A 17773-nucleotide genomic window follows, 5' to 3' on the forward strand; every position below is an offset into this window, starting at 1 on the left:
GCTACAGTTGCTGAGCGTTTGTGTGTTGAGGTGTGCACGTATGCCTCGCGGCGATGATCGCTGCGCCCGTTTAACGAGACGCCCCAACATAAAAAAAGCGCCCATTACAGGCGCTTTTTCCACATCACAGCAGCAGTGTGACCTGCTTAGGCAATGCCCAGGTTGCCGGCCATATTTTTAAGCGTTGGCATATTGAGCTTGCGCGGCTTGATCGTCTTTTCTGACTTGAGGTAAGTCTCCATGACGTCCCAAATAGGCTCGCCTGTGACGCCTGCACCTACAGGCGCCCAGCCGGCCACCTTATAGGTTTTACCCGCGTCAATGGCTTTACCGTTGAGCTCCATATTGCTGATACGCTTGCCAGAGTCGGCCAACGGGTCGCAAGCGTATTGCAAGCCGCCTACGCGCACCATGTCACCGCCTTGCTGGTAGTAGGGGTCTGGGTTAAAGAGGTTGTCGCAAACGTCTTCCAAAATAGTCTTGATCATCTCGCCGCTCATGTCTGTAACCGTAGTGGCCGGGTAAGTGATGGCCACCTGGTCCATGAGGTGATCGCGGGTGATGGCCTGGCCTGGCAATATGGTGGTACCCCAGCGGAAGCCTGGCGAGAAAGCAATTTCAGCGTCTTTAACAGCCATCAGACCATCCACAATAAGCTGGTCCCAAGAGCCGTTGAAGTTGCCACGACGGTACAACAAACCTTCACTGATCGCCAGCTTTTCATCCAGCTTGTCTTGGTATGGCGCACGCACTTTATCAATGTAGCTTTGCATCTCGGCGTCGGCTGGCAGCAAGTTGGCAAACACTGGCATGAGCTTGTAGCGGAAGTCTTGCACCTTGCCGCCGCGCACGTCAAAGTCAAGCACGCCCAGGAACTTGGAGTTGGAACCCGCATTGGTCACCAAGGTCTGACCGCCTGCGTTTTTAACCACCACAGGTGCAGGCACACCGTCGTGGGTATGGCCGCCCATAATGGCGTCTATACCCGTCACGCGCGATGCCATTTTGATGTCCACGTCCATGCCGTTGTGTGACAACACCACCACTACTTGCGCACCCTTTGCGCGCGCCTCATCCACCATTTGCTGCATGTGGTCGTCTTTGATACCAAAGGTCCAGTCAGACACCATGTGGCGTGGGTTGGCGATGGGCGTGTAAGGGAAGGCTTGACCAATGACAGCCACTGGCACGCCATTCATTTCACGAATCACGTAAGGCTTAAAGACCTGATCACCAAAGTCACTGGTGTGCACGTTTTGGGCCAAAAACTCAATTTGGCCGGCAAAGTCTTTTTCGATAATTTCGGTTACGCGCTCAGCACCCAGGGTGAACTCCCAGTGCGGCGTCATGAGGTTGACACCCAGCAACTTGCAAGCATCGACCATGTCTTGGCCGTTAGTCCACAGTGCAGTCGCCGAACCTTGCCAGGTATCACCACCGTCTAGCAACAAAGCGTGGGGGCGGCTGGCGCGTACCTGTTTGACCAAGGTGGCCAAATGCGCGAAACCGCCTACCTTGCCGTAAGTGGCAGCGGCTTGCTCAAAGTTGAGGTAGGTAAACGCGTGGGCTTGGGGCGAGTTGGCAGGAATCTTGAAGTAGTTCAACAAGTTTTCGCCTACCAGGTGCGGTGGCCTACCCAATGCATCGGCCACGCCCAGGTTCACACTGGGCTCGCGAAAGTAAATAGGGTTTAGCTGCGCGTGGCAGTCTGTAAAGTGCATGAAGCTGACGTTGCCAAACTTGGGCAGCTCGTACAAGCGTTGCGCAGCGGCCATGTCGCCCGCTAACACTTCTTTTTGGCCCAGCGCCATACCGCCCGCGCTGGCCACGGCCAACAACTGCAAAAATTCGCGACGTCCTATGCTCATACAAATATCCCTTGTTAATTGATTACTGATATTTAAACTTTAAAAAATGGTCGAGACAAAAATCTCGACCATTCGGTCAGGTTTCAACCGCACACCGCCTGCTGCACGATTGAAACCTCAAGCCACACTATTAGTTCGCGTTAACAGGCGACTTGGGATCCAACAACAAAGCCATGACGTGCTGGATTTGCTCCGTCGTCAAAATGCCGTTGTGACCCACGCGAGGCATGTTGGAGCAAGCGTTGTAAGCACGTGCGTTCCACAACTTGCCCCATGTGTACTCCACAATGGCCTTTGACGCTGGGCTGGCTGGATCGCTCACGCCACGCATTTTGCCGTAGTTGTAAAGGCTTGGGCCCAGGGTGCCGTAAGACACTTGGGCTTTATCAATCTGGTGGCAGTTGTAACAGTTGCCACCATTGACAGCGCCGGCCTTGTCTTTCCAGGTCAGGCCTTTGCCGCTGGCTGCGATTTTTTCGCCCTTGGCCCAGTCGCCCAAGAACTTACCGCCTTCTGGCCACTTGATGGTTTTCATCTGCGCAGCTTCGATAGCTTTTGCAGTGTCTGCATCCAGAGGCACGCCAGCAACATCGGCCGCGCTGCACAAGCGATTGGCTTCGTCTTGCTGCAAGCGATCAACAGTTGCAATACCCTTGCTTTGGAAAGAAGTCTTCACAACTTCCGCTGTCACCTTGTCCAGGTCGGCGCTAGACATGGTTGTTGACATGCAGCCTGCCAACACAGCAGCTGAGGCGAGTAGCGTTAGCGAAATATGCTTTTTCATGTGATGTCTCCTTATCGCTTGATAGCAGGTGCGATGCTCTCGGCACCTTTGGCGTTCACGCCCATGTACACACCCAATGCAATGGTTGCGTCGCTGGCGAACTTAGGCTCTGGAAAGCGCTGCTGACGGTAGCAGTCGTTCAAACGCTTTTGCATAGGCCACATTTGACCGTTACCTACGCGGTACGCAGGCCATGCCGCAAAGCCAATACCGTCGCCTGGGTTGCCAGTGAGGTTTGGCAAGCCTTGCAAGCGAATACGCTTGTTGTCTTCAGCGTGGCAAGTGGCACAAGCAAAATCATGTGGGCCAGAGCGCATGAAGAACAAACGCTTACCCACTTCGTACATCTCGCGCTCTTTGGGGTGCGCTTGTGACACGTTGATGTCCATGCCACGAGACATGGCAGATACATACGTGGCAATGTCACGGATATTGGCCTGCTCGCCTTTGCCGTAGCTTGTCTTGGCCAATGCTTGGGCATCGAAGCCTTGCAATGTTTCCATGCAGGTCAATAAACGGGACTCCAAGTCTTGTACGCGGCCAGTATCAGCAAAGTACTTGGGCAACGCCACAAACGCACCTTTTAAAACCCCTGGGCCCTGACCCAGATCGCAAGCTTCAAGAGACGCATTTTTGGGGCCGCGCGGCATGGTCCACAACTCTTCGCCGGCCATTTCAAACAGCTCGGCTGGGTTGCCGTCTTGCAGCATTTCGCGGTACTTGGCAATACCCGCCTCAATATCGTCGGCCTGGGCAGAAGCCATAAAGCCAGACGCTAGCAGTGCCACCAGGGCTAATTTGCTTTTCATCAGGAGTCTCCTTCGTTGTTGTGAAAAAGGCCGAAGCGCAACGCCCCGGCCTGTGATCTTAGGTCAGTCTCTATTAAGAGACTGTCACCTCATCAGTGCGGCTGTCGCCTTTGTTGTCTTTCCAGCTCACTACCACCTTGTCGCCGGCTGCGCCGCCGTCAAAGCTGAATGCGAGGTAAGGGTTTTGCGACACTGCAGAACCCCACTGTGCGCTCAAAACGGTTTTACCGTTGTGTGTAGCGCTGACCTCAGAAATGTGATGTGCTGGAATGACTTTGCCAGAAGCATCTTTACGCTGACCACCTTCCATGACATGTGCCATCAAAGCGCGCACGGTAACAACACCGTTGTCAGCCTTGGCGCGGATACGCATTGGACGTCCCATTTTGCTTACTCCTAAATATCTGTTTGTGTGTTGAGATTAACCGCCGCAACCGCCCAAAGTGACCTTGGTCTCTTTGGATGCTGCGTACAACTTGCCGTCGGCTTTCACAACCACGGTCACGTTAGACGTTTGGCCCATTTTCAAACGTGTTTGAATGTCGGCCTTGGTACCTGCTGGAATGGTAAAACCGGCAGCCAATGGGAACGGGTTCTTCTCAACCAGGAACCACATGTCTGTGGTGTTGGGGATGTTGCTCACTGCACCAACGGGCACTACAGCGCCGTTTTCAGCAATATCTGGTGCCACGACTTGAATGTCTGCGCTTTCAGCGGGGTTGCCGCCTAATGCGTTGATGGCGTCTGCATAGCTTTTGGACTCAAAGCCGGGACGGCTCTCAGCGGCCAAAGCCTGCGCTTGGGTCATGATGCCCAGTGACACCAAGGTGCTCAAAGCACCTGCGGTTTTTATCACTTGACGACGTGTCGTGTTCATATCAGCTCCTTAAAAAATTGGTTGGAACACAGGTTTCAATCAAACCCGCTAGACCAACAGCGATGTGATCTTAATCTAACGGATGCTTGTCGCAAAAACAGTTTAAAAATTAATTGGGCGCGCCGGCCATGACCCACTGGGCTAGCAATGTGGCGTCAGCATCGGTCAAGCGAGCTTGTGCTGGCATGGGTATTGGACCCCACTTGCCTGCGCCACCGGCCTTGATGCTGGCTGCCAATTGGGCAACGTCGCCACCCTTGTACTTAGCAGCCACATCTTTGTAGGCCGGGCCCACCAGCTTTTTATCTACCGCATGACAACCCATGCAGGCATTGGACTGCGCCAGCTGTTTGGCTTTGGCAGTATCCAGTGCGTGTGCGGGTGCAGCCAGCATGGCCGCAGCAGCACACAGGGCAGCTAACAGCGTGTTTGTTTTCATCATCTTTTTGTATCCGTTCACAGGTTTTATCTTATATGGATCTGCACGATCTTCAACTAGGGTTGCCACTAGCATCAGAGGGGGCAGCTTGTTATTTACTTTGCGCCGTCCACAACCCATTGGGCAATCGCCGAGGCATCACCATCGCTGAGTTGTGCTTGAGCAGGCATTGGCACGCTGCCCCACACACCCACGCCACCAGCCTTGATCTTGCCAGTTAGGTAGGCCTGGGCATCGGCTTGGCCTTTGTACTTGCTCGCGATATCCGCAAAGCTTGGACCTACGATCTTGTTGGCCATGCCGTGACATGCGGTACATGAGTTGCTGGCCAACAAGGCTTTAACGTCTGGACCACCCTCGGCTTGCGGCGCCTGAGCGGGCCACCCAATTTTTCGCGGGCCTTTTCCAGGGTTGTGGGCGCAGGCTCTGTCGTGATCGCGCCGCGCACTGGACCTATGCCACGGTTTTGCTCGTTGATGTTGCCGTGAGCATCGCGTGCAAAGTCTGGCAGGCTAGAGCTCAATGTGAGTTCTGAGACGCAGTCTTTCATACATGCGGTGTTGGTGACATCACCCTTGCCTTTGATGTCCCACAACGGCTTGAAGAATGTCATACCGTTGCGGTTAGGCATGCGTTGTTGTACCTGCGCGATGTTGTCATTGCTCAGCACGTAGTCGGCGGGGACAATTTCAGCCATGTTCAGCAAGTAGGCCAACACGGCGTACACGTCGTCGGTAGACAGCGACTTGGGCGCGTTCCAGGGCATGGCGCGGTTGATGTAGTCCCACAAGGTGGACACAGTGGCCACCTTCATGATGGTCGTGCGCTGCGGAAAGTTTTTGCCTGGCAGCAAATTGGCAACGTGGCCCGTTTCGATATCTTGCGCAGTTGTACCACCAATGATGGGCGTGAATACCTCATTGGACTCGCCAAAAACACCGTGACAGGACGCGCACTTCGCCTCCCACACGTCAACACCGCGGTCGACCGAGCCTGCGCCTTTGGGCAAGCCCTTGAAGTCTGGGCGAACGTCAATATCCCAAGCGGCCACTTCTGCTTTGGTGGCATCTCGGCCAATGTCGTTCCAAGGCTTTGCAGCCCAAGCGTTGCTGGCGCTGGCCAATAAAACGCCAGCCGCGATAGTTGAAAAAGTAAGCTTCATGGTGTGGATAAATGGTTGGGCTTGCATTAGTACACCTGCACGTTTGAGACTTCGCCGTTCTCGGACACTTTCCAGGACTGGATGGCGTTGTTGTGATAGATGGAGCGCGTACCGCGAACAGCGCGCAACTGATTGATCTTGGGTTGTACATAGCCGGTGCTGTCAATGGCACGACTTTGCAAAATAGCCGGCTTACCGTCCCACACCCAATCGATATTGAATCGGGTCAGCGCCTTGTTTTGCACTGGCCCTTCAAGGCGTGCAGTGCGCCAGTTGCGCCCGCCGTCAACAGATACGTCAACACGCTTGATGGGGCCGCGACCTGACCAGGCCAAACCGGTTACGTTGTAGTAACCCTTGTCCAGCAGCGTTTGTCCACCTGATGGCGTTGTAATCACGCTCTTGCACTCCTGGATAGAGGTGTACTGTCGGTGCTGACCATCTGGCTGCAAATCAATGTAGTGCACGGCCTCGTCTTTGGTCGCCCAAGGCTGGTCACCCACTTCAATTCGGCGCAGGTACTTCACCCAGCTCACACCCTGCACACCAGGCACCACCAAGCGCAGTGGGTAACCATTTTCGGGGCGCAACATTTCGCCGTTCATACCCCAGGCCACCATCACGTCGTCCATGGCTCTGTCCATGGGAATGGTGCGCGTCATGCTGGAGCCATCGGCACCTTCGGCCAGCACAAACTTGGCCTTTTTCTTGTCAATGCCACACATCTCCAGCACGGTAGACAGCAGCACGCCGGTGTACTCGCAGCAACTGATCATGCCGTGGGTGTACTGCACGGTTGGCAAGGCAACGTTGCCCCACTCAGGACCGGTATTGGCGCCACACTCTATGAAGTGAATACGAGACACAGCGGGCAAGCGCATCAAGTCGTCCATGGTGAACACGCGCTCACGCTTGACCAAGCCATTCACCATCAAGCGGTGTTTGGACGGATCAATATCCCACCAACCCTGGTGGTGGCGCTCAAAGTGCAAACCGTTGGGGGTGATGATGCCGAACAGACCTTGCAGGGGACAAAAGCTCACAGATGCTTGGGGCACGCGTGTGAGGCCCGGGCTTTCGCGGCGCTGCAGATTGGCTTCCCACTTGCTGGGCTGGCCATACTTGGAGGCTGTCACACCCTGGCCCAGGCCTTTGGTGTGCTCTGGCAGCTCCAGTATGGCGCTCTCACCGTCGGCAGCAAAGGCAGCCTTGGTACTGGCGGCGACGCCGGCACCCATGGCCAGCGCCTTGCCCATAAAGCTGCGACGCGCCTTGCGGGCCGTCTCCAAGCCTTCGGCCGACAAGTGGTGTTCAGGCGCAGCGATAACACGCCCAATGGGCTGGTCAAAGGTGCTGCCCACGGGCACATTCAATTCAGGATTGACGCTCATAGTTCCTCTTTTTGTCAATTGCAACGGTACTGTTTGCCGCCGCCGTTATCCAAAGGCTGCTGCCTCACCAAGCTTGCTGTGCGGCATGCGGCTGGCAACTTGTACCGAGATAGTCCGACACAGCTCAACAAACATAGGCTCAGCAACTTGGTAAAAAACCTGTGTACCCTCACGACGCCTAGACAGCAAACCGGCTTGGTACATCAAACCCAAGTGCCTGGACACATTGGCCTGCAACAAACCGGTCTTACGAATGATGTCGTTGACACACTTCTCTTCCTGGCAAATCACATGCAGTATCTTCAGGCGCGTAGGCTCGCCCAACACTGAAATAGCGTGCTGTGGACTCGAATACTGCGTTGAGTTCTTGCAAAGTGAGATCCTTGATAAATCAGCCTGTAACTATATTATTGATTGCTGATATTTAAATAAGTAAAAACCCGAACATCGACTACAACTGACATTCAGCTGACAAAGCAAGCGTTTTCAGCCTCAACAGGCGGGTGCAGGCGCTGTCATGAGACAATACGTCCATGAAAACACAAAATTTAATGGCCCTGCGCTGGCCAATCCTGGCCATGACAGTCGTCCTGGTGGTGTCCAATATCGCTGTGATGTACGCCATCAACGATTGGCTCACTTGGGGTGCCTTTACTTACCCTTTGGTATTTTTGGTCACTGACTTGACCAACAGGGCGTTGGGCGCTGGCGCAGCGCGCAAGGTCGCACTGATGGGTTTTGCGTTGGCGGTTGTCCTGTCCATTTACCTGGCCACGCCACAGATTGCGCTGGCGTCTGGCGCGGCGTTTTTAACGGCCCAGCTGCTGGACATTGCAGCGTTTAACCGCCTACGCAGCCAATCCTGGTGGAAAGCCCCCTCATTGGCTCTGTGCTTGCGTCCGTGATCGATACCGGCATCTTCTTTTACATCGCGTTTTACGGCTCTGACATGAACTGGCTGATGCTGGCCGCTGGTGACCTGTCCATGAAGTGGCTGATGGCCGCCGTGCTGCTGGTGCCCTACAAGGCGCTGCTGCCTAGGGTCACTGCCAGCGCCGCGGCTTAAAGCAGCAAGCACACACGACTACAGCAAGAAAGGCACAAGAGCTGGCCCATGCAAACACTGATACGCGTCATGTCAATAGCAGCCATTTCAGTTGCGAGTCTGTTAGGCGGCTGCGCAAACAACTACGGCAGCGTGCCGCCCGCTGACGGCGCGGGCAGCGCCAGCACAGCGCCCGCCGCACGGGTAGCGGACGACTTTCCCATACCGGCAGGCTCAGTCATAGACACAGAGCAAACCCTGGTTCTGGGCGAAGGTGCGAACTGGACTGGGCGCTTGGTGCTCAACTTGGGCAGTGATGCGCAATCTGCCTTTGTTTTCTTTAGAGACCAGGGCAAGGCATTTGGCTGGCAGCTGATTGCCGCGTCTTACGGTAAAGCAAGCCTTCTCACCTTTACCAAGGCACAGCGCTCTGCCACGGTCTACATTGAAGACAGTTTTAGAGGTGCGACAGCCACTGTAACTGTTGGTCCGGTAGCTGCAAAAGGCGTTTGAAAACGCCTGTTTAAACATGCAACGCTTGATCGAGTGATACGGATTTTCTGACCCGTGAAAATCCGGCCCGCGCGCTCAAGGGCCGTCTTGCTGGCCTCAACAATGGTTGGGGCTTGCCTGCCACCATTAACACCTTTGCAGCCGCAGCAACGCTGCTGGCCCTGGCCATCCTCGTGGCTACATCACGCAACACGCAATCTGAGGCACACTGTAGGCTCGCCCTGTTACCTCTTTTGGAGTTTGTATGCCCCGTGCCAAACCTGCGTCCTCTGCCACCACTGCCAAACCGTCTGCAACAAACAACCGACCAAGCGTCGCCGTAATTGGTGCGGGCATGTCTGGCGTCACCTGCGCCAGAACCCTGGCGCAAGCTGGGTACAGCGTGACCCTGTTTGACAAAAGCCGCGGCGTAGGCGGGCGCATGTCCACGAGGCGCACGGCCTTTGGCGACTTTGACCACGGCGCGCAGTACTTCACAGTGCGTGACCCACGGTTCACACAGGCCATGGCCACTGCGCCAGCCGCTGCCAAACGCTGGAGCGCCAACACCGTGCGCGTGCTAGACGACACGGGCCATGTGCTGGCTGCCACGGGCAAATCAACCGACTCGCACTGGGTGGGTACACCAGGTATGAACGGGCTGCTGAAAGCCTGGGCCAAACCCCTGGATGACGGCAGCATCGCCAATGCGCACTTGCACCTGCAAAGCCGCATCACCCACCTTGGCAAACAAGACGGTCAATGGGCACTGACCATGGAAGTAACCGACGGCGAGCAGGCCGCCACAGAGCAAGTCAGCGGCTTTGACCAGGTGGTGCTGGCCATACCCAGCGACCAGGCGCTCGCGCTGTTGCAACACAGTAAACTAATGCCCAAATGGCAAGCACAAATTGGTCAGGTGGTGGTTGACCCCTGCTGGACCGTCATGCTGGCCTACCCCAACGCCAGTCAGCCCGGCTTGGCGCACCTGGGCCCACAATGGAACGTGGCGCGCAGCACCCACCATCGCATCTCCTGGATGGCACGCGAATCCAGCAAGCCAGGGCGCGCCAGCATTGAGCGCTGGACAGTGCAAGCCAATCCTGAATGGTCACGCGAACACATCAACGACACACCAGAGCGTGTGGTGGCCAAACTCACCAAAGCATTTGCAGAAGTCACAGGCATTCGGGCTCAACCCGGTCACGCCGTGGCACACCGCTGGTTGTATGCGCAAACACGCACACCGCTGGGCAACAGCCACTTGTTTGACAAACGCCAAGGCTTGGGCGTTTGTGGTGACTGGTGTCTAGGCAACCGCGTGGAAAACGCCTTCATCTCTGGCTTGGAGCTGGCACTGGACGTGGCACAAGCCGTCAAGACCTAATGCAAACCTAGCACCCAGCAAGCCGGCATGACAAGCGCGTATGTGGGGCGGTTTGCGCCCTCGCCCACTGGCTTGCTGCACGCAGGCTCGCTGGTGGCTGCGCTGGCCAGCTGGCTGGATGCCAAAGCCCACAACGGGCAATGGCTTGTGCGTATCGAAGATATCGATACGCCGCGTTGTGTTGCGGGCGCAGACAAAGCCATATTGGGCCAGCTAAGCGCCTGCGGCTTGACGCCAGACGCGCGCGTGGTGTGGCAAAGCCAGCGCCACCACTTGTACCGCTTGGCCTTGGATCAGCTGCAACGTGCAGGCCACGTTTACGCCTGCAAGTGCTCACGACAAGACATCGCCAAAGCGCTGCTTGCCCAAGGCGTACACGCTCACAAACACCAGTCAGCCGTTTATCCTGGTACCTGTAGAAAGGCCGACCTGCAACACACCTGTGGCGGGCCACTGGCTTGGCGTTGCGCACTGCCTGATGCAATGCATGAGCCTTTGGCATGGACAGACAGGCGCTTAGGAGCACAACAGCAATACTTGGCGCAAGAAGTGGGTGACTTTGTGTTGTGGCGCAAAGACCAGCTATGGGCCTATCAACTGGCCGTGGTGATTGACGACGCTGAGCAAGGCGTGACCCATGTGGTGCGCGGCGAAGACCTCGCAGACAACACCCCGCGGCAGCTATGGCTGCAGCGGTGCATGGCGCTGAGCCAACCGCTTTACCTGCACACACCGCTGGTGCTGGGAGACAACGCAAACAAACTCAGCAAGCAAAACGGCGCACAGGCTCTGGTGCTGGAGACGCCTGGGCAGGTGCTCGGTGCGCTAAGCCAAGCAGCCCAACGGCTGGGTTTGCCCGCCGCCCAACCTGGCTATGGCACAGCTGAGCAACTGCACCAATGGGTCAATGCCTGGCGCGGCACCTACAATGCGTGCTGACTCCAACAAGACCAACTTTATGCCAGATACCCCAGCGCCAAACGAGGCGCCCCACAACGACAACATCGGCGAGCCAGTGCGCGGCAATCCCGCAGGCGTTGCCCACCCCAAACGCATTAAAAGCTATGTATTGCGCGCGGGTCGAACCACCACAGGCCAAGCCAAAGCCTTTGAGATGTTTGGCCCCACCATGCTGGTTCCCTACGCTGCGCAGCCTTTTGATGCGGCCAAAACCTTTGGCAGAGATGCCCCACTGATTCTTGAAATTGGGTTTGGCATGGGCGAGTCCACCGCTCACATTGCAAGCGTGCGCCCTGACGATAATTTTTTATGCTGTGAAGTGCACCAACCCGGTGTGGGTGCGCTGCTCAAGCGCATAGGCGAACAAGGAATTGCCAACATTCGCATTGCCGCGCACGATGCTGTTGAGGTACTGGACAACATGCTTGCACCAGACCAACTGAACGGCGTGCATATTTTCTTTCCAGACCCTTGGCATAAAAAACGTCACAACAAGCGTCGCCTGATACAAGCGCCTTTTGTGGCCAAACTCATGACCAGGTTGAAACCTGGTGGCTACATACACTGCGCCACCGACTGGGCCGAATACGCCGAGCAAATGCTGGACGTGCTAGACCAGACAAAAGGATTGGTGAACACCGCCACTGATGCGTCTGGCTATGCGCACAAGCCCAGCTACCGCCCACTCACCAAGTTTGAAAACCGCGGCATAAAACTGGGCCATGGCGTGTGGGACTTGGTATTTGTCAAGCGCTGATGGACCAGCCGCCAACGGGTATGCGTTTTTAAGTAGCGCGCAGTAACGCACAATAGCGCCATGGACATCGCCAACATCATTCAAACCGTAGCCATTTACGCGCTGCCTGTCTTATTTGCAATCACTTTGCACGAGGCCGCGCACGGCTTCGCTGCATTGCGTTTGGGTGACAACACCGCTGCCATGCTGGGGCGTATTACCCTTAACCCCATCAAGCACATAGACCCTGTCGGCACCATCGCCATGCCGCTGTTGCTGTACGTTGCAACCAGCGGCGCATTCTTGTTTGGCTATGCCAAACCGGTGCCTGTGCGCTTTGGCCAGCTGCACAACCCCAAACGTGACATGGTGTGGGTGGCTTTGGCTGGACCTGCGGCCAACTTTGTGCAAGCCGTGATGTGGGTGGTGCTGATGTACATGCTGGCGGCCAGTGGTGTTGAAGAACGCTTCTTTTTTGAAATGTGCCGCGCCGGCCTGTTGGTGAATCTGGTGATGTTTGCGTTTAATTTGTTCCCACTGCCGCCGCTTGATGGCGGTCGCATTCTGGTGGGCTTGCTGCCCATGCCCGCAGCGCTGCTGGTTCAGCGCGTAGAGCCCTGGGGCTTTTTCATAGTCATGGGCTTGGTACTAATGGGCGTTGTCAGCGACTGGTGGCTGCGCCCGTTGATGTCGGCCACTGCCAGCTTCATACAACTGGCGCTCACGCCGTTGCGCATGCTGCTCGGCTAAGGCCGCAGCACACTCGCAGCCGTTGACCTTACATTTTTTTGTTTTTGTATTCACCCAGTAGCTCATGTCAGACAACCACACCCCCTTTCCGCCCCAAACACTGCACGCGAACGTGTGTTGTCAGGCATGCGCCCCACTGGCGCTTTGCACCTGGGCCATTACCACGGTGCACTCAAGAACTGGAGCCGCCTGCAGCACGAGATGGAGTGCTTTTACTTTGTCGCAGACTGGCATGCGCTGACCACCCACTACGAAAGTCGCGATGTCATCGAAAAAAACGTCTACGAGATGGTGATTGACTGGCTGGCCACGGGTCTGGATCCCAACTTGTGCACCATGTTCTTGCAAAGCCGTATTCCAGAGCATGCAGAACTGTTCACGCTGCTGTCTATGGGCACCCCCATAGGCTGGCTGGAGCGCGTACCCACCTACAAAGACCAGCAAGAAAAACTCAAAGACAAAGACTTGTCGACTTATGGCTTTTTGGGCTACCCGTTGCTGCAAGCTGCGGACATACTCATATACAAAGCCAGGCATGTGCCTGTTGGCGAAGACCAAGCCAGCCATGTTGAGTTGACACGCGAGGCCGCCAGGCGCTTTAACCACTTGTACGGGCGCGAGGCTGACTTCGAGCAGCGCGTGGCCGCCTCGCTAGAGACCTTGGGCAAAGACAGCGCCAAGCGCTTTGAGAAATCTCGCCGCCAATTCCAGGAAACGGGCGACGTCAAAGCCTTTGACGGTGCGATGGGTTTTGTCAACAACCACCCAGACTTGAGCGCTGATGAAAAAGAACGCCTTCAGGGCTATTTCAAGGGCACAGGCAAAGCCATACTGGTTGAGCCACAAGCATTACTTACGCAAGCCAGCCGCCTGCCCGGCCTAGACGGCGCAAAAATGAGTAAAAGCTATAACAACGCCATTGCCATCAGAGAAGACAAAGCCAGCATTGAGACCAAAATAAAACGCATGCCGACAGACCCGGCGCGCGTCAAGCGAAGCGACGCTGGTGACCCTGCGCGCTGCCCTGTGTGGCAGTTTCACAAAGTCTACTCTGACGCGAGCGCTCAAGAATGGGTACAAAATGGCTGTAAAAGCGCGGGTATTGGCTGTCTCGAGTGCAAACAGCCCATTATTGATGCCGTGCTGCGCGAACAACAACCCATGCTTGAGCGTGCACAACCCTATGTAGACAATCCCAAATTGGTACGCGACATTGTTGATGCAGGCACAGACAGGGCCCGTGAAGTAGCGCGCGCGACCATGGTGGATGTACGTACTGCGATAGGATTAAACTACTAATCAAAATGCGAAAAAATGCCTATTTCGCACAGGTGCGTGAAATGAGGCCTTTTAGCCTGTAACATAAGCCCTTGGTATCAGCAGTGCGCCAGGGCTAAGCCTTTGGTGCATCTGGCTGAGTTATCGCCATTTAACGTGGAAAAACAATATGAGCATTCTTGTCATCGACGACCACCCCCTGATGCGGGAAGCCGTGGTCATGCTGCTGCGCCGCTTGCGCACCAAAGCAAGCATCATAGAGCTTGAACGCCTCGCTGTTGTCAACCAAGCCATCACTGAGCATGGCACGCCCGAGCTGGTGTGTTTGGACCTCAAGCTGCCCGATACCAACGGTGTATCAGGCGTGCGTGAGCTTCGCCGTTTGCTGCCAGACACCTCACTGATTGTGTTGTCTGCCTCACCTGCCACCGATTACTCGGACTTGGCTTTGGAAGCTGGTGCTGACGCTTACATTGAAAAGTCCTTGGGCGCAGCCCACATTGGCAAAGTACTCAAAGAGTTCTTGGAAGCCGAAGAGGACGATGACGAAGACGGCCCAACTGTTCCGGAAAAACTATCCAAGCGCCAAAAGCAATTGTTGGTCATGCTTGACCGAGGCTTGAGCAACCGCGACATTGCGGAATCTCTGTCTATCAGCGAGCACACCGTCAAGTGCACTTGTGGCGCTTGTTCCGCCGCTTGAACGTGAAAAGCCGCTCGCAGGCCAGTCACTTGGCGCGCACAGCCGGTTTGATAGACCACTAAACGGCCGTTCACGCGACCAGCCACCCGCCCCGGTTTGCTACGGCACACTGGTCTGGGTGGTTTTTTTATTGCTGATGGCGCAAGTACTCGTCAGCGCGGCGGGAAGCCCACCACGTGATCGACCTGCGCAGTCACACCAATCCACTCGCCCACGTGGTGGTCGTGGTGGCTGGGCACCAACGCCTTGATCTGTTGACCCGAAGCCAGACGCAGGGTGTACAAAAAGGTAGAACCTCTAAACACCTTGCTCTCTATTTGGGCCTTGGTGGGCGCATGGTCATCGTGCACGATGTCGTCGGCGCGCAGCAGCAACGCCATGCCATCGTCGGTTAATGCATGGTCTTGCTGCGTAAACACATGGGCATACAAATCACCCAGCTTGCGCTTGGCATCGGCGCGGCTGGCCAAATCCACAAATACGCCTTGCCCTGTGAAATTGGCCACAAACTTGGTGGCTGGCTCGTGGTACAGGTTGTAGGCGCTGTCCCATTGATGCAGCTGGCCTTGGTTCATCACGCCAACCTTGTCGCCAATGGCAAAAGCCTCTATCTGGTCATGCGTGACAAACAGCGCGGTCGCGTTGGCAGCTTTCAAAATGGCGCGCAAGTCTGAGGCCAGACGTTCACGCAAATCTGTATCCAGATTCGAGAAAGGCTCATCCAGCAGCAGCAACTCTGGCTTGGGCGCCAGCGCCCTGGCAACAGCCACACGCTGCTGCTGCCCACCAGACAACTCGTGTGGCATGCGCTGGCTCAACTCGCCCATGCGCACCAGCTCTAACACCTCTTGAGCGCGCGCAGCGCGCTGCGCCTTGGGCCAAGCCCCCAGACCAAAGCTGACGTTGTCAGCCACACTCAAGTGCGGAAACAGCGCATAGTCCTGGAACACCATGCCCACTCGGCGCAGCTGCGGCTGCACATGCACCTGGGCACTGCTAACGGTGTTGCCGCCAATAGCAATACTGCCTGCACCGACGTGCTCCAGCCCTGCAACTGCGCGTATGAGCGTGGTTTTACCGCAGCCAGACGGCCCCATCAGCACACCTAACTCGCCCTTATCCAGAGAAAGACTGACGTTGGCCACCACGGGCTGGTCCCGGCCAGTGAAACTGATATGAACATCGTTGAGCTGTAAATGCATGCCCCATTGTATGAACTAAGGACGTGCAGCCCTGCCATCCACAGGTAATGACCCGCTTGCCAAGATGCGCTTGCGAAGTTCCTACAATCTAGGCTCACCGAGACACATGCCCTAATGCCCTTACTTCGCTTTTTAGCCCTCGTGCCACTGCTGGTGCTTGCCATGCCTATTGTCAGCATTGGCCTGTCCTGGCTGGGTGTCGACTCCATTCAATGGGCGCTGATGAAGGAGATGGCCACCACCGTGCTGCCAGGCTACACACTCACCACGCTGGCACTGGTGGCAATGGTGGCTGTGGGTGCGGGCCTACTGGGCTGCAGTTGTGCTGTGCTGGTCGTTATGTTTGACTTTGCTGGCAAGCGTTGGCTGACCTGGGCGTTGTTGCTGCCATTGGCCATGCCGGCCTACGTGACGGCCTATGCCTACACCGATTTTTTACAGTACAGCGGCTGGCTACAAGTGAACTTGCGCGCCGCCTTTGGCCTTGAAGGCCGGATCTTACCCGAGATACGCAGCACAGGAGGTGCGGCCCTGGTATTTGTGGTGTCGCTATACCCCTATGTTTACTTGCTCACGCGTGCCGCGCTGCTTGAGCGTGCGGGCAACTTGCTGGAAGCGGCCAAGCTCATGGGCGCCAAGCCCCTGCAGCGCCTGAGCCGGGTGGCATTGCCGCTGGCCCGACCCGCCATTGTTGCCGGTATCGCTTTGGCGCTGATGGAGACCTTGGCAGACTTTGGCGTATCCAGCTACTTTGCTGTGCAGACTTTCAGCGCTGGTATTTACAAGGCATGGCTAGCGCTGGACAACCCCTTGCTCGCCAGCCAACTCGCCACCGTACTGCTGGTATTTGTAGCCGTTGTGTTGTGGCTAGAGCGACGAGCCCAGCAACGCTTGCGCTTCGCCAGCACCAAAACCACATCAGCCAAACCCAATGAAGTGGCACCTATTGCATTGCAAGGCTGGCGCAACTTGATAGTCAGCGCCGCCGTGCTGGTGCCTGTGCTGCTGGGATTTGTGGCGCCCGTGGCAGTCATGCTGCACACCTTATTGGTCAGCGGTGACGATGCCACAACGCCTTTCAGCGCGGCACTGGACTGGGCAGTCAACAGCGCAGGCCTTGGGCTGTTGGGATCTGTATTGGCTGTTGGTATTGCCCTGGCCTTGGCCGCTTACCAGCGTCTAAGCCCCAACAAGCTCAGCGACTGGGCCACACAGGTGGTGGCGCTGGGCTACGCCATACCGGGCGCAGTGGTGGTGGTGGGTTTGTGCCCGTGCTATGGCTTAACCAAATACTGCCAAACCTGGGGGCTGGTGCGTGGCTTACCGGCAGTATTGCTGGCTTGTTATGGGCTTACATGGTTCGCTTTGTGGCGGTGGCCTTGCAGTCTGTGAACAGCGGCTTTGCTCGCATACCCGCCAGCTTTGACGACAGCGCGCGCTTGCTGGGACTCAGCGGTTTTCGTGTTTGGCAACGCGTGCACTGGCCGCTGTTACGTGGCCCGGTCGCTGCGGCCACCCTGTTGGTGGCGGTAGACGTGATGAAAGAACTGCCAGCGACACTGGTATTGAGGCCGTTCAACACCGACACACTGGCAGTGATGACCTACCAACTGGCCCGCGATGAGCGCCTGGGTGAAGCCGCCTCACCCGCGCTGGCACTCGTAGCCATAGGGCTGATTCCTATCATATGGCTTAGCCGTCAACTGAGCGCGCGTAACACCTGACCCAGACGCTCGCGTCCCAGGCGCCATGTTTGTAATGCCAGGCTTGACGTGACGCACACGCTATTCCCCCTGGCCTGGTACCGCAAAAAACCATAAACGTTGTAAGTTAATTAAACGCGAATCATTCGTATTTGCGTTATAGTCACGCATCACCGAGTTTCGCTCT

Annotated in this window: 18 protein-coding genes and 3 pseudogenes; 10 read left to right on the plus strand and 11 right to left on the minus strand. The window is 56.3% G+C overall.

Translation table 11 applies throughout. The features are described 5' to 3' along the window. Positions 1-146: 146 nt before the first annotated feature. The 9 genes and pseudogenes from soxB to LN050_04905 form a co-directional block, all read right to left on the minus strand. Complete coding sequence (gene soxB / locus LN050_04865; GenBank protein UFS57146.1) at positions 147-1868, minus strand: thiosulfohydrolase SoxB; 1722 nt, start codon at positions 1866-1868, stop codon at positions 147-149. A 130-nt stretch (positions 1869-1998) separates the two neighbouring features. Next, the gene (gene soxX, locus LN050_04870; protein ID UFS57147.1) at positions 1999-2652 is read right to left on the minus strand and encodes a sulfur oxidation c-type cytochrome SoxX; all 654 of its coding nucleotides are present in this window, start codon (positions 2650-2652) and stop codon (positions 1999-2001) included. An 11-nt stretch (positions 2653-2663) separates the two neighbouring features. Next, a complete protein-coding gene (gene soxA, locus LN050_04875; protein UFS57324.1) occupies positions 2664-3416 on the minus strand; it encodes a sulfur oxidation c-type cytochrome SoxA in 753 nt (250 codons plus the stop codon). Positions 3417-3534: 118 nt separating this feature from the next. Then, positions 3535-3846: a thiosulfate oxidation carrier complex protein SoxZ gene (soxZ, locus tag LN050_04880; GenBank protein ID UFS57148.1), complete on the minus strand. Its 312-nt coding sequence runs from the start codon at positions 3844-3846 to the stop codon at positions 3535-3537. A 36-nt stretch (positions 3847-3882) separates the two neighbouring features. Next, positions 3883-4338: a thiosulfate oxidation carrier protein SoxY gene (gene soxY / locus LN050_04885; GenBank protein UFS57149.1), complete on the minus strand. Its 456-nt coding sequence runs from the start codon at positions 4336-4338 to the stop codon at positions 3883-3885. A gap of 109 nt (positions 4339-4447) precedes the next feature. Beyond that, on the minus strand, positions 4448-4777 hold the full coding sequence (locus LN050_04890; GenBank protein UFS57325.1) for a c-type cytochrome: 330 nt from the start codon (positions 4775-4777) through the stop codon (positions 4448-4450). Positions 4778-4872: 95 nt separating this feature from the next. Further along, positions 4873-5939 (minus strand): annotated as a pseudogene (locus tag LN050_04895) (c-type cytochrome). A gap of 26 nt (positions 5940-5965) precedes the next feature. Continuing rightward, positions 5966-7330: a sulfite dehydrogenase gene (soxC, locus tag LN050_04900; GenBank protein ID UFS57150.1), complete on the minus strand. Its 1365-nt coding sequence runs from the start codon at positions 7328-7330 to the stop codon at positions 5966-5968. Between the two features lie 45 nt (positions 7331-7375). After that, positions 7376-7657: a metalloregulator ArsR/SmtB family transcription factor gene (locus tag LN050_04905; protein ID UFS57151.1), complete on the minus strand. Its 282-nt coding sequence runs from the start codon at positions 7655-7657 to the stop codon at positions 7376-7378. Positions 7658-7863: 206 nt separating this feature from the next. Between LN050_04905 and LN050_04910 the strand changes: the two genes are divergently transcribed. From LN050_04910 to LN050_04920, 3 genes are read left to right on the plus strand one after another with little or no spacing between them, the layout of a single operon-like run. Beyond that, a complete protein-coding gene (locus tag LN050_04910; GenBank protein ID UFS57152.1) occupies positions 7864-8235 on the plus strand; it encodes a VUT family protein in 372 nt (123 codons plus the stop codon). After that, positions 8232-8396, plus strand: coding sequence for a hypothetical protein (locus LN050_04915; GenBank protein UFS57153.1), 165 nt, complete (start codon positions 8232-8234; stop codon positions 8394-8396). The genes LN050_04910 and LN050_04915 overlap by 4 nt, the downstream gene beginning before the upstream one ends. Positions 8397-8444: 48 nt before the next feature. Beyond that, positions 8445-8888, plus strand: a complete 444-nt coding sequence (locus LN050_04920; protein ID UFS57154.1) for a hypothetical protein — start codon at positions 8445-8447, stop codon at positions 8886-8888. A gap of 177 nt (positions 8889-9065) precedes the next feature. On the opposite strand, the gene LN050_04925 is transcribed toward LN050_04920, so the two are convergent. Further along, complete coding sequence (locus tag LN050_04925) at positions 9066-9224, minus strand: hypothetical protein (GenBank protein ID UFS57155.1); 159 nt, start codon at positions 9222-9224, stop codon at positions 9066-9068. Between LN050_04925 and LN050_04930 the strand changes: the two genes are divergently transcribed. The 6 genes and pseudogenes from LN050_04930 (at position 9223) to LN050_04955 (ending at position 14743) form a co-directional block, all read left to right on the plus strand. Next, positions 9223-10254 (plus strand): FAD-dependent oxidoreductase, encoded by a 1032-nt coding sequence (locus tag LN050_04930; GenBank protein ID UFS57156.1) that lies wholly within the window; start codon positions 9223-9225, stop codon positions 10252-10254. The two genes, LN050_04925 and LN050_04930, sit on opposite strands and share 2 nt — an antisense overlap. Before the next feature lie 27 nt (positions 10255-10281). Then, positions 10282-11193: a tRNA glutamyl-Q(34) synthetase GluQRS gene (gluQRS, locus tag LN050_04935; GenBank protein ID UFS57157.1), complete on the plus strand. Its 912-nt coding sequence runs from the start codon at positions 10282-10284 to the stop codon at positions 11191-11193. Between the two features lie 19 nt (positions 11194-11212). Continuing rightward, positions 11213-11971 (plus strand): tRNA (guanosine(46)-N7)-methyltransferase TrmB, encoded by a 759-nt coding sequence (gene trmB, locus LN050_04940; GenBank protein UFS57158.1) that lies wholly within the window; start codon positions 11213-11215, stop codon positions 11969-11971. Positions 11972-12031: 60 nt separating this feature from the next. Then, entirely contained in the window at positions 12032-12700 is a 669-nt protein-coding gene (locus tag LN050_04945; GenBank protein UFS57159.1) for a site-2 protease family protein, read from the plus strand. Positions 12701-12826: 126 nt separating this feature from the next. Then, a complete protein-coding gene (locus LN050_04950; GenBank protein ID UFS57326.1) occupies positions 12827-13999 on the plus strand; it encodes a tryptophan--tRNA ligase in 1173 nt (390 codons plus the stop codon). Between the two features lie 148 nt (positions 14000-14147). After that, positions 14148-14743, plus strand: a pseudogene (locus LN050_04955) (response regulator transcription factor). A 90-nt stretch (positions 14744-14833) separates the two neighbouring features. Here LN050_04955 and LN050_04960 read toward each other — a convergent pair. Next, positions 14834-15883, minus strand: coding sequence for an ABC transporter ATP-binding protein (locus LN050_04960; GenBank protein ID UFS57160.1), 1050 nt, complete (start codon positions 15881-15883; stop codon positions 14834-14836). A gap of 114 nt (positions 15884-15997) precedes the next feature. On the opposite strand from LN050_04960, the pseudogene LN050_04965 reads away from it, so the two are divergent. Further along, a pseudogene (locus tag LN050_04965) lies at positions 15998-17607 on the plus strand (iron ABC transporter permease). The last annotated feature ends 166 nt before the right edge of the window (positions 17608-17773 follow it).

Source organism: Comamonadaceae bacterium M7527 (genome assembly GCA_021044545.1).
Lineage (GTDB): Bacteria > Pseudomonadota > Gammaproteobacteria > Burkholderiales > Burkholderiaceae_C > RS62.

What these genes read in the sequence shown, in the direction of transcription:
- soxB (UFS57146.1), bottom strand. Translation starts at nt 1,868, where the DNA reads ATGAGCATAGGACGTCGCGAATTTTTGCAGTTGTTGGCCGTGGCCAGC.
- soxX (UFS57147.1), bottom strand. Translation starts at nt 2,652, where the DNA reads ATGAAAAAGCATATTTCGCTAACGCTACTCGCCTCAGCTGCTGTGTTG.
- soxA (UFS57324.1), bottom strand. Translation starts at nt 3,416, where the DNA reads ATGGCTTCTGCCCAGGCCGACGATATTGAGGCGGGTATTGCCAAGTAC.
- soxZ (UFS57148.1), bottom strand. Translation starts at nt 3,846, where the DNA reads ATGGGACGTCCAATGCGTATCCGCGCCAAGGCTGACAACGGTGTTGTT.
- soxY (UFS57149.1), bottom strand. Translation starts at nt 4,338, where the DNA reads ATGAACACGACACGTCGTCAAGTGATAAAAACCGCAGGTGCTTTGAGC.
- LN050_04890 (UFS57325.1), bottom strand. Translation starts at nt 4,777, where the DNA reads ATGAAAACAAACACGCTGTTAGCTGCCCTGTGTGCTGCTGCGGCCATG.
- soxC (UFS57150.1), bottom strand. Translation starts at nt 7,330, where the DNA reads ATGAGCGTCAATCCTGAATTGAATGTGCCCGTGGGCAGCACCTTTGAC.
- LN050_04910 (UFS57152.1), top strand. Translation starts at nt 7,864, where the DNA reads ATGAAAACACAAAATTTAATGGCCCTGCGCTGGCCAATCCTGGCCATG.
- LN050_04920 (UFS57154.1), top strand. Translation starts at nt 8,445, where the DNA reads ATGCAAACACTGATACGCGTCATGTCAATAGCAGCCATTTCAGTTGCG.
- LN050_04930 (UFS57156.1), top strand. Translation starts at nt 9,223, where the DNA reads ATGTCTGGCGTCACCTGCGCCAGAACCCTGGCGCAAGCTGGGTACAGC.
- LN050_04925 (UFS57155.1), bottom strand. Translation starts at nt 9,224, where the DNA reads ATGCCCGCACCAATTACGGCGACGCTTGGTCGGTTGTTTGTTGCAGAC.
- gluQRS (UFS57157.1), top strand. Translation starts at nt 10,282, where the DNA reads ATGACAAGCGCGTATGTGGGGCGGTTTGCGCCCTCGCCCACTGGCTTG.
- trmB (UFS57158.1), top strand. Translation starts at nt 11,213, where the DNA reads ATGCCAGATACCCCAGCGCCAAACGAGGCGCCCCACAACGACAACATC.
- LN050_04945 (UFS57159.1), top strand. Translation starts at nt 12,032, where the DNA reads ATGGACATCGCCAACATCATTCAAACCGTAGCCATTTACGCGCTGCCT.
- LN050_04950 (UFS57326.1), top strand. Translation starts at nt 12,827, where the DNA reads ATGCGCCCCACTGGCGCTTTGCACCTGGGCCATTACCACGGTGCACTC.
- LN050_04960 (UFS57160.1), bottom strand. Translation starts at nt 15,883, where the DNA reads ATGCATTTACAGCTCAACGATGTTCATATCAGTTTCACTGGCCGGGAC.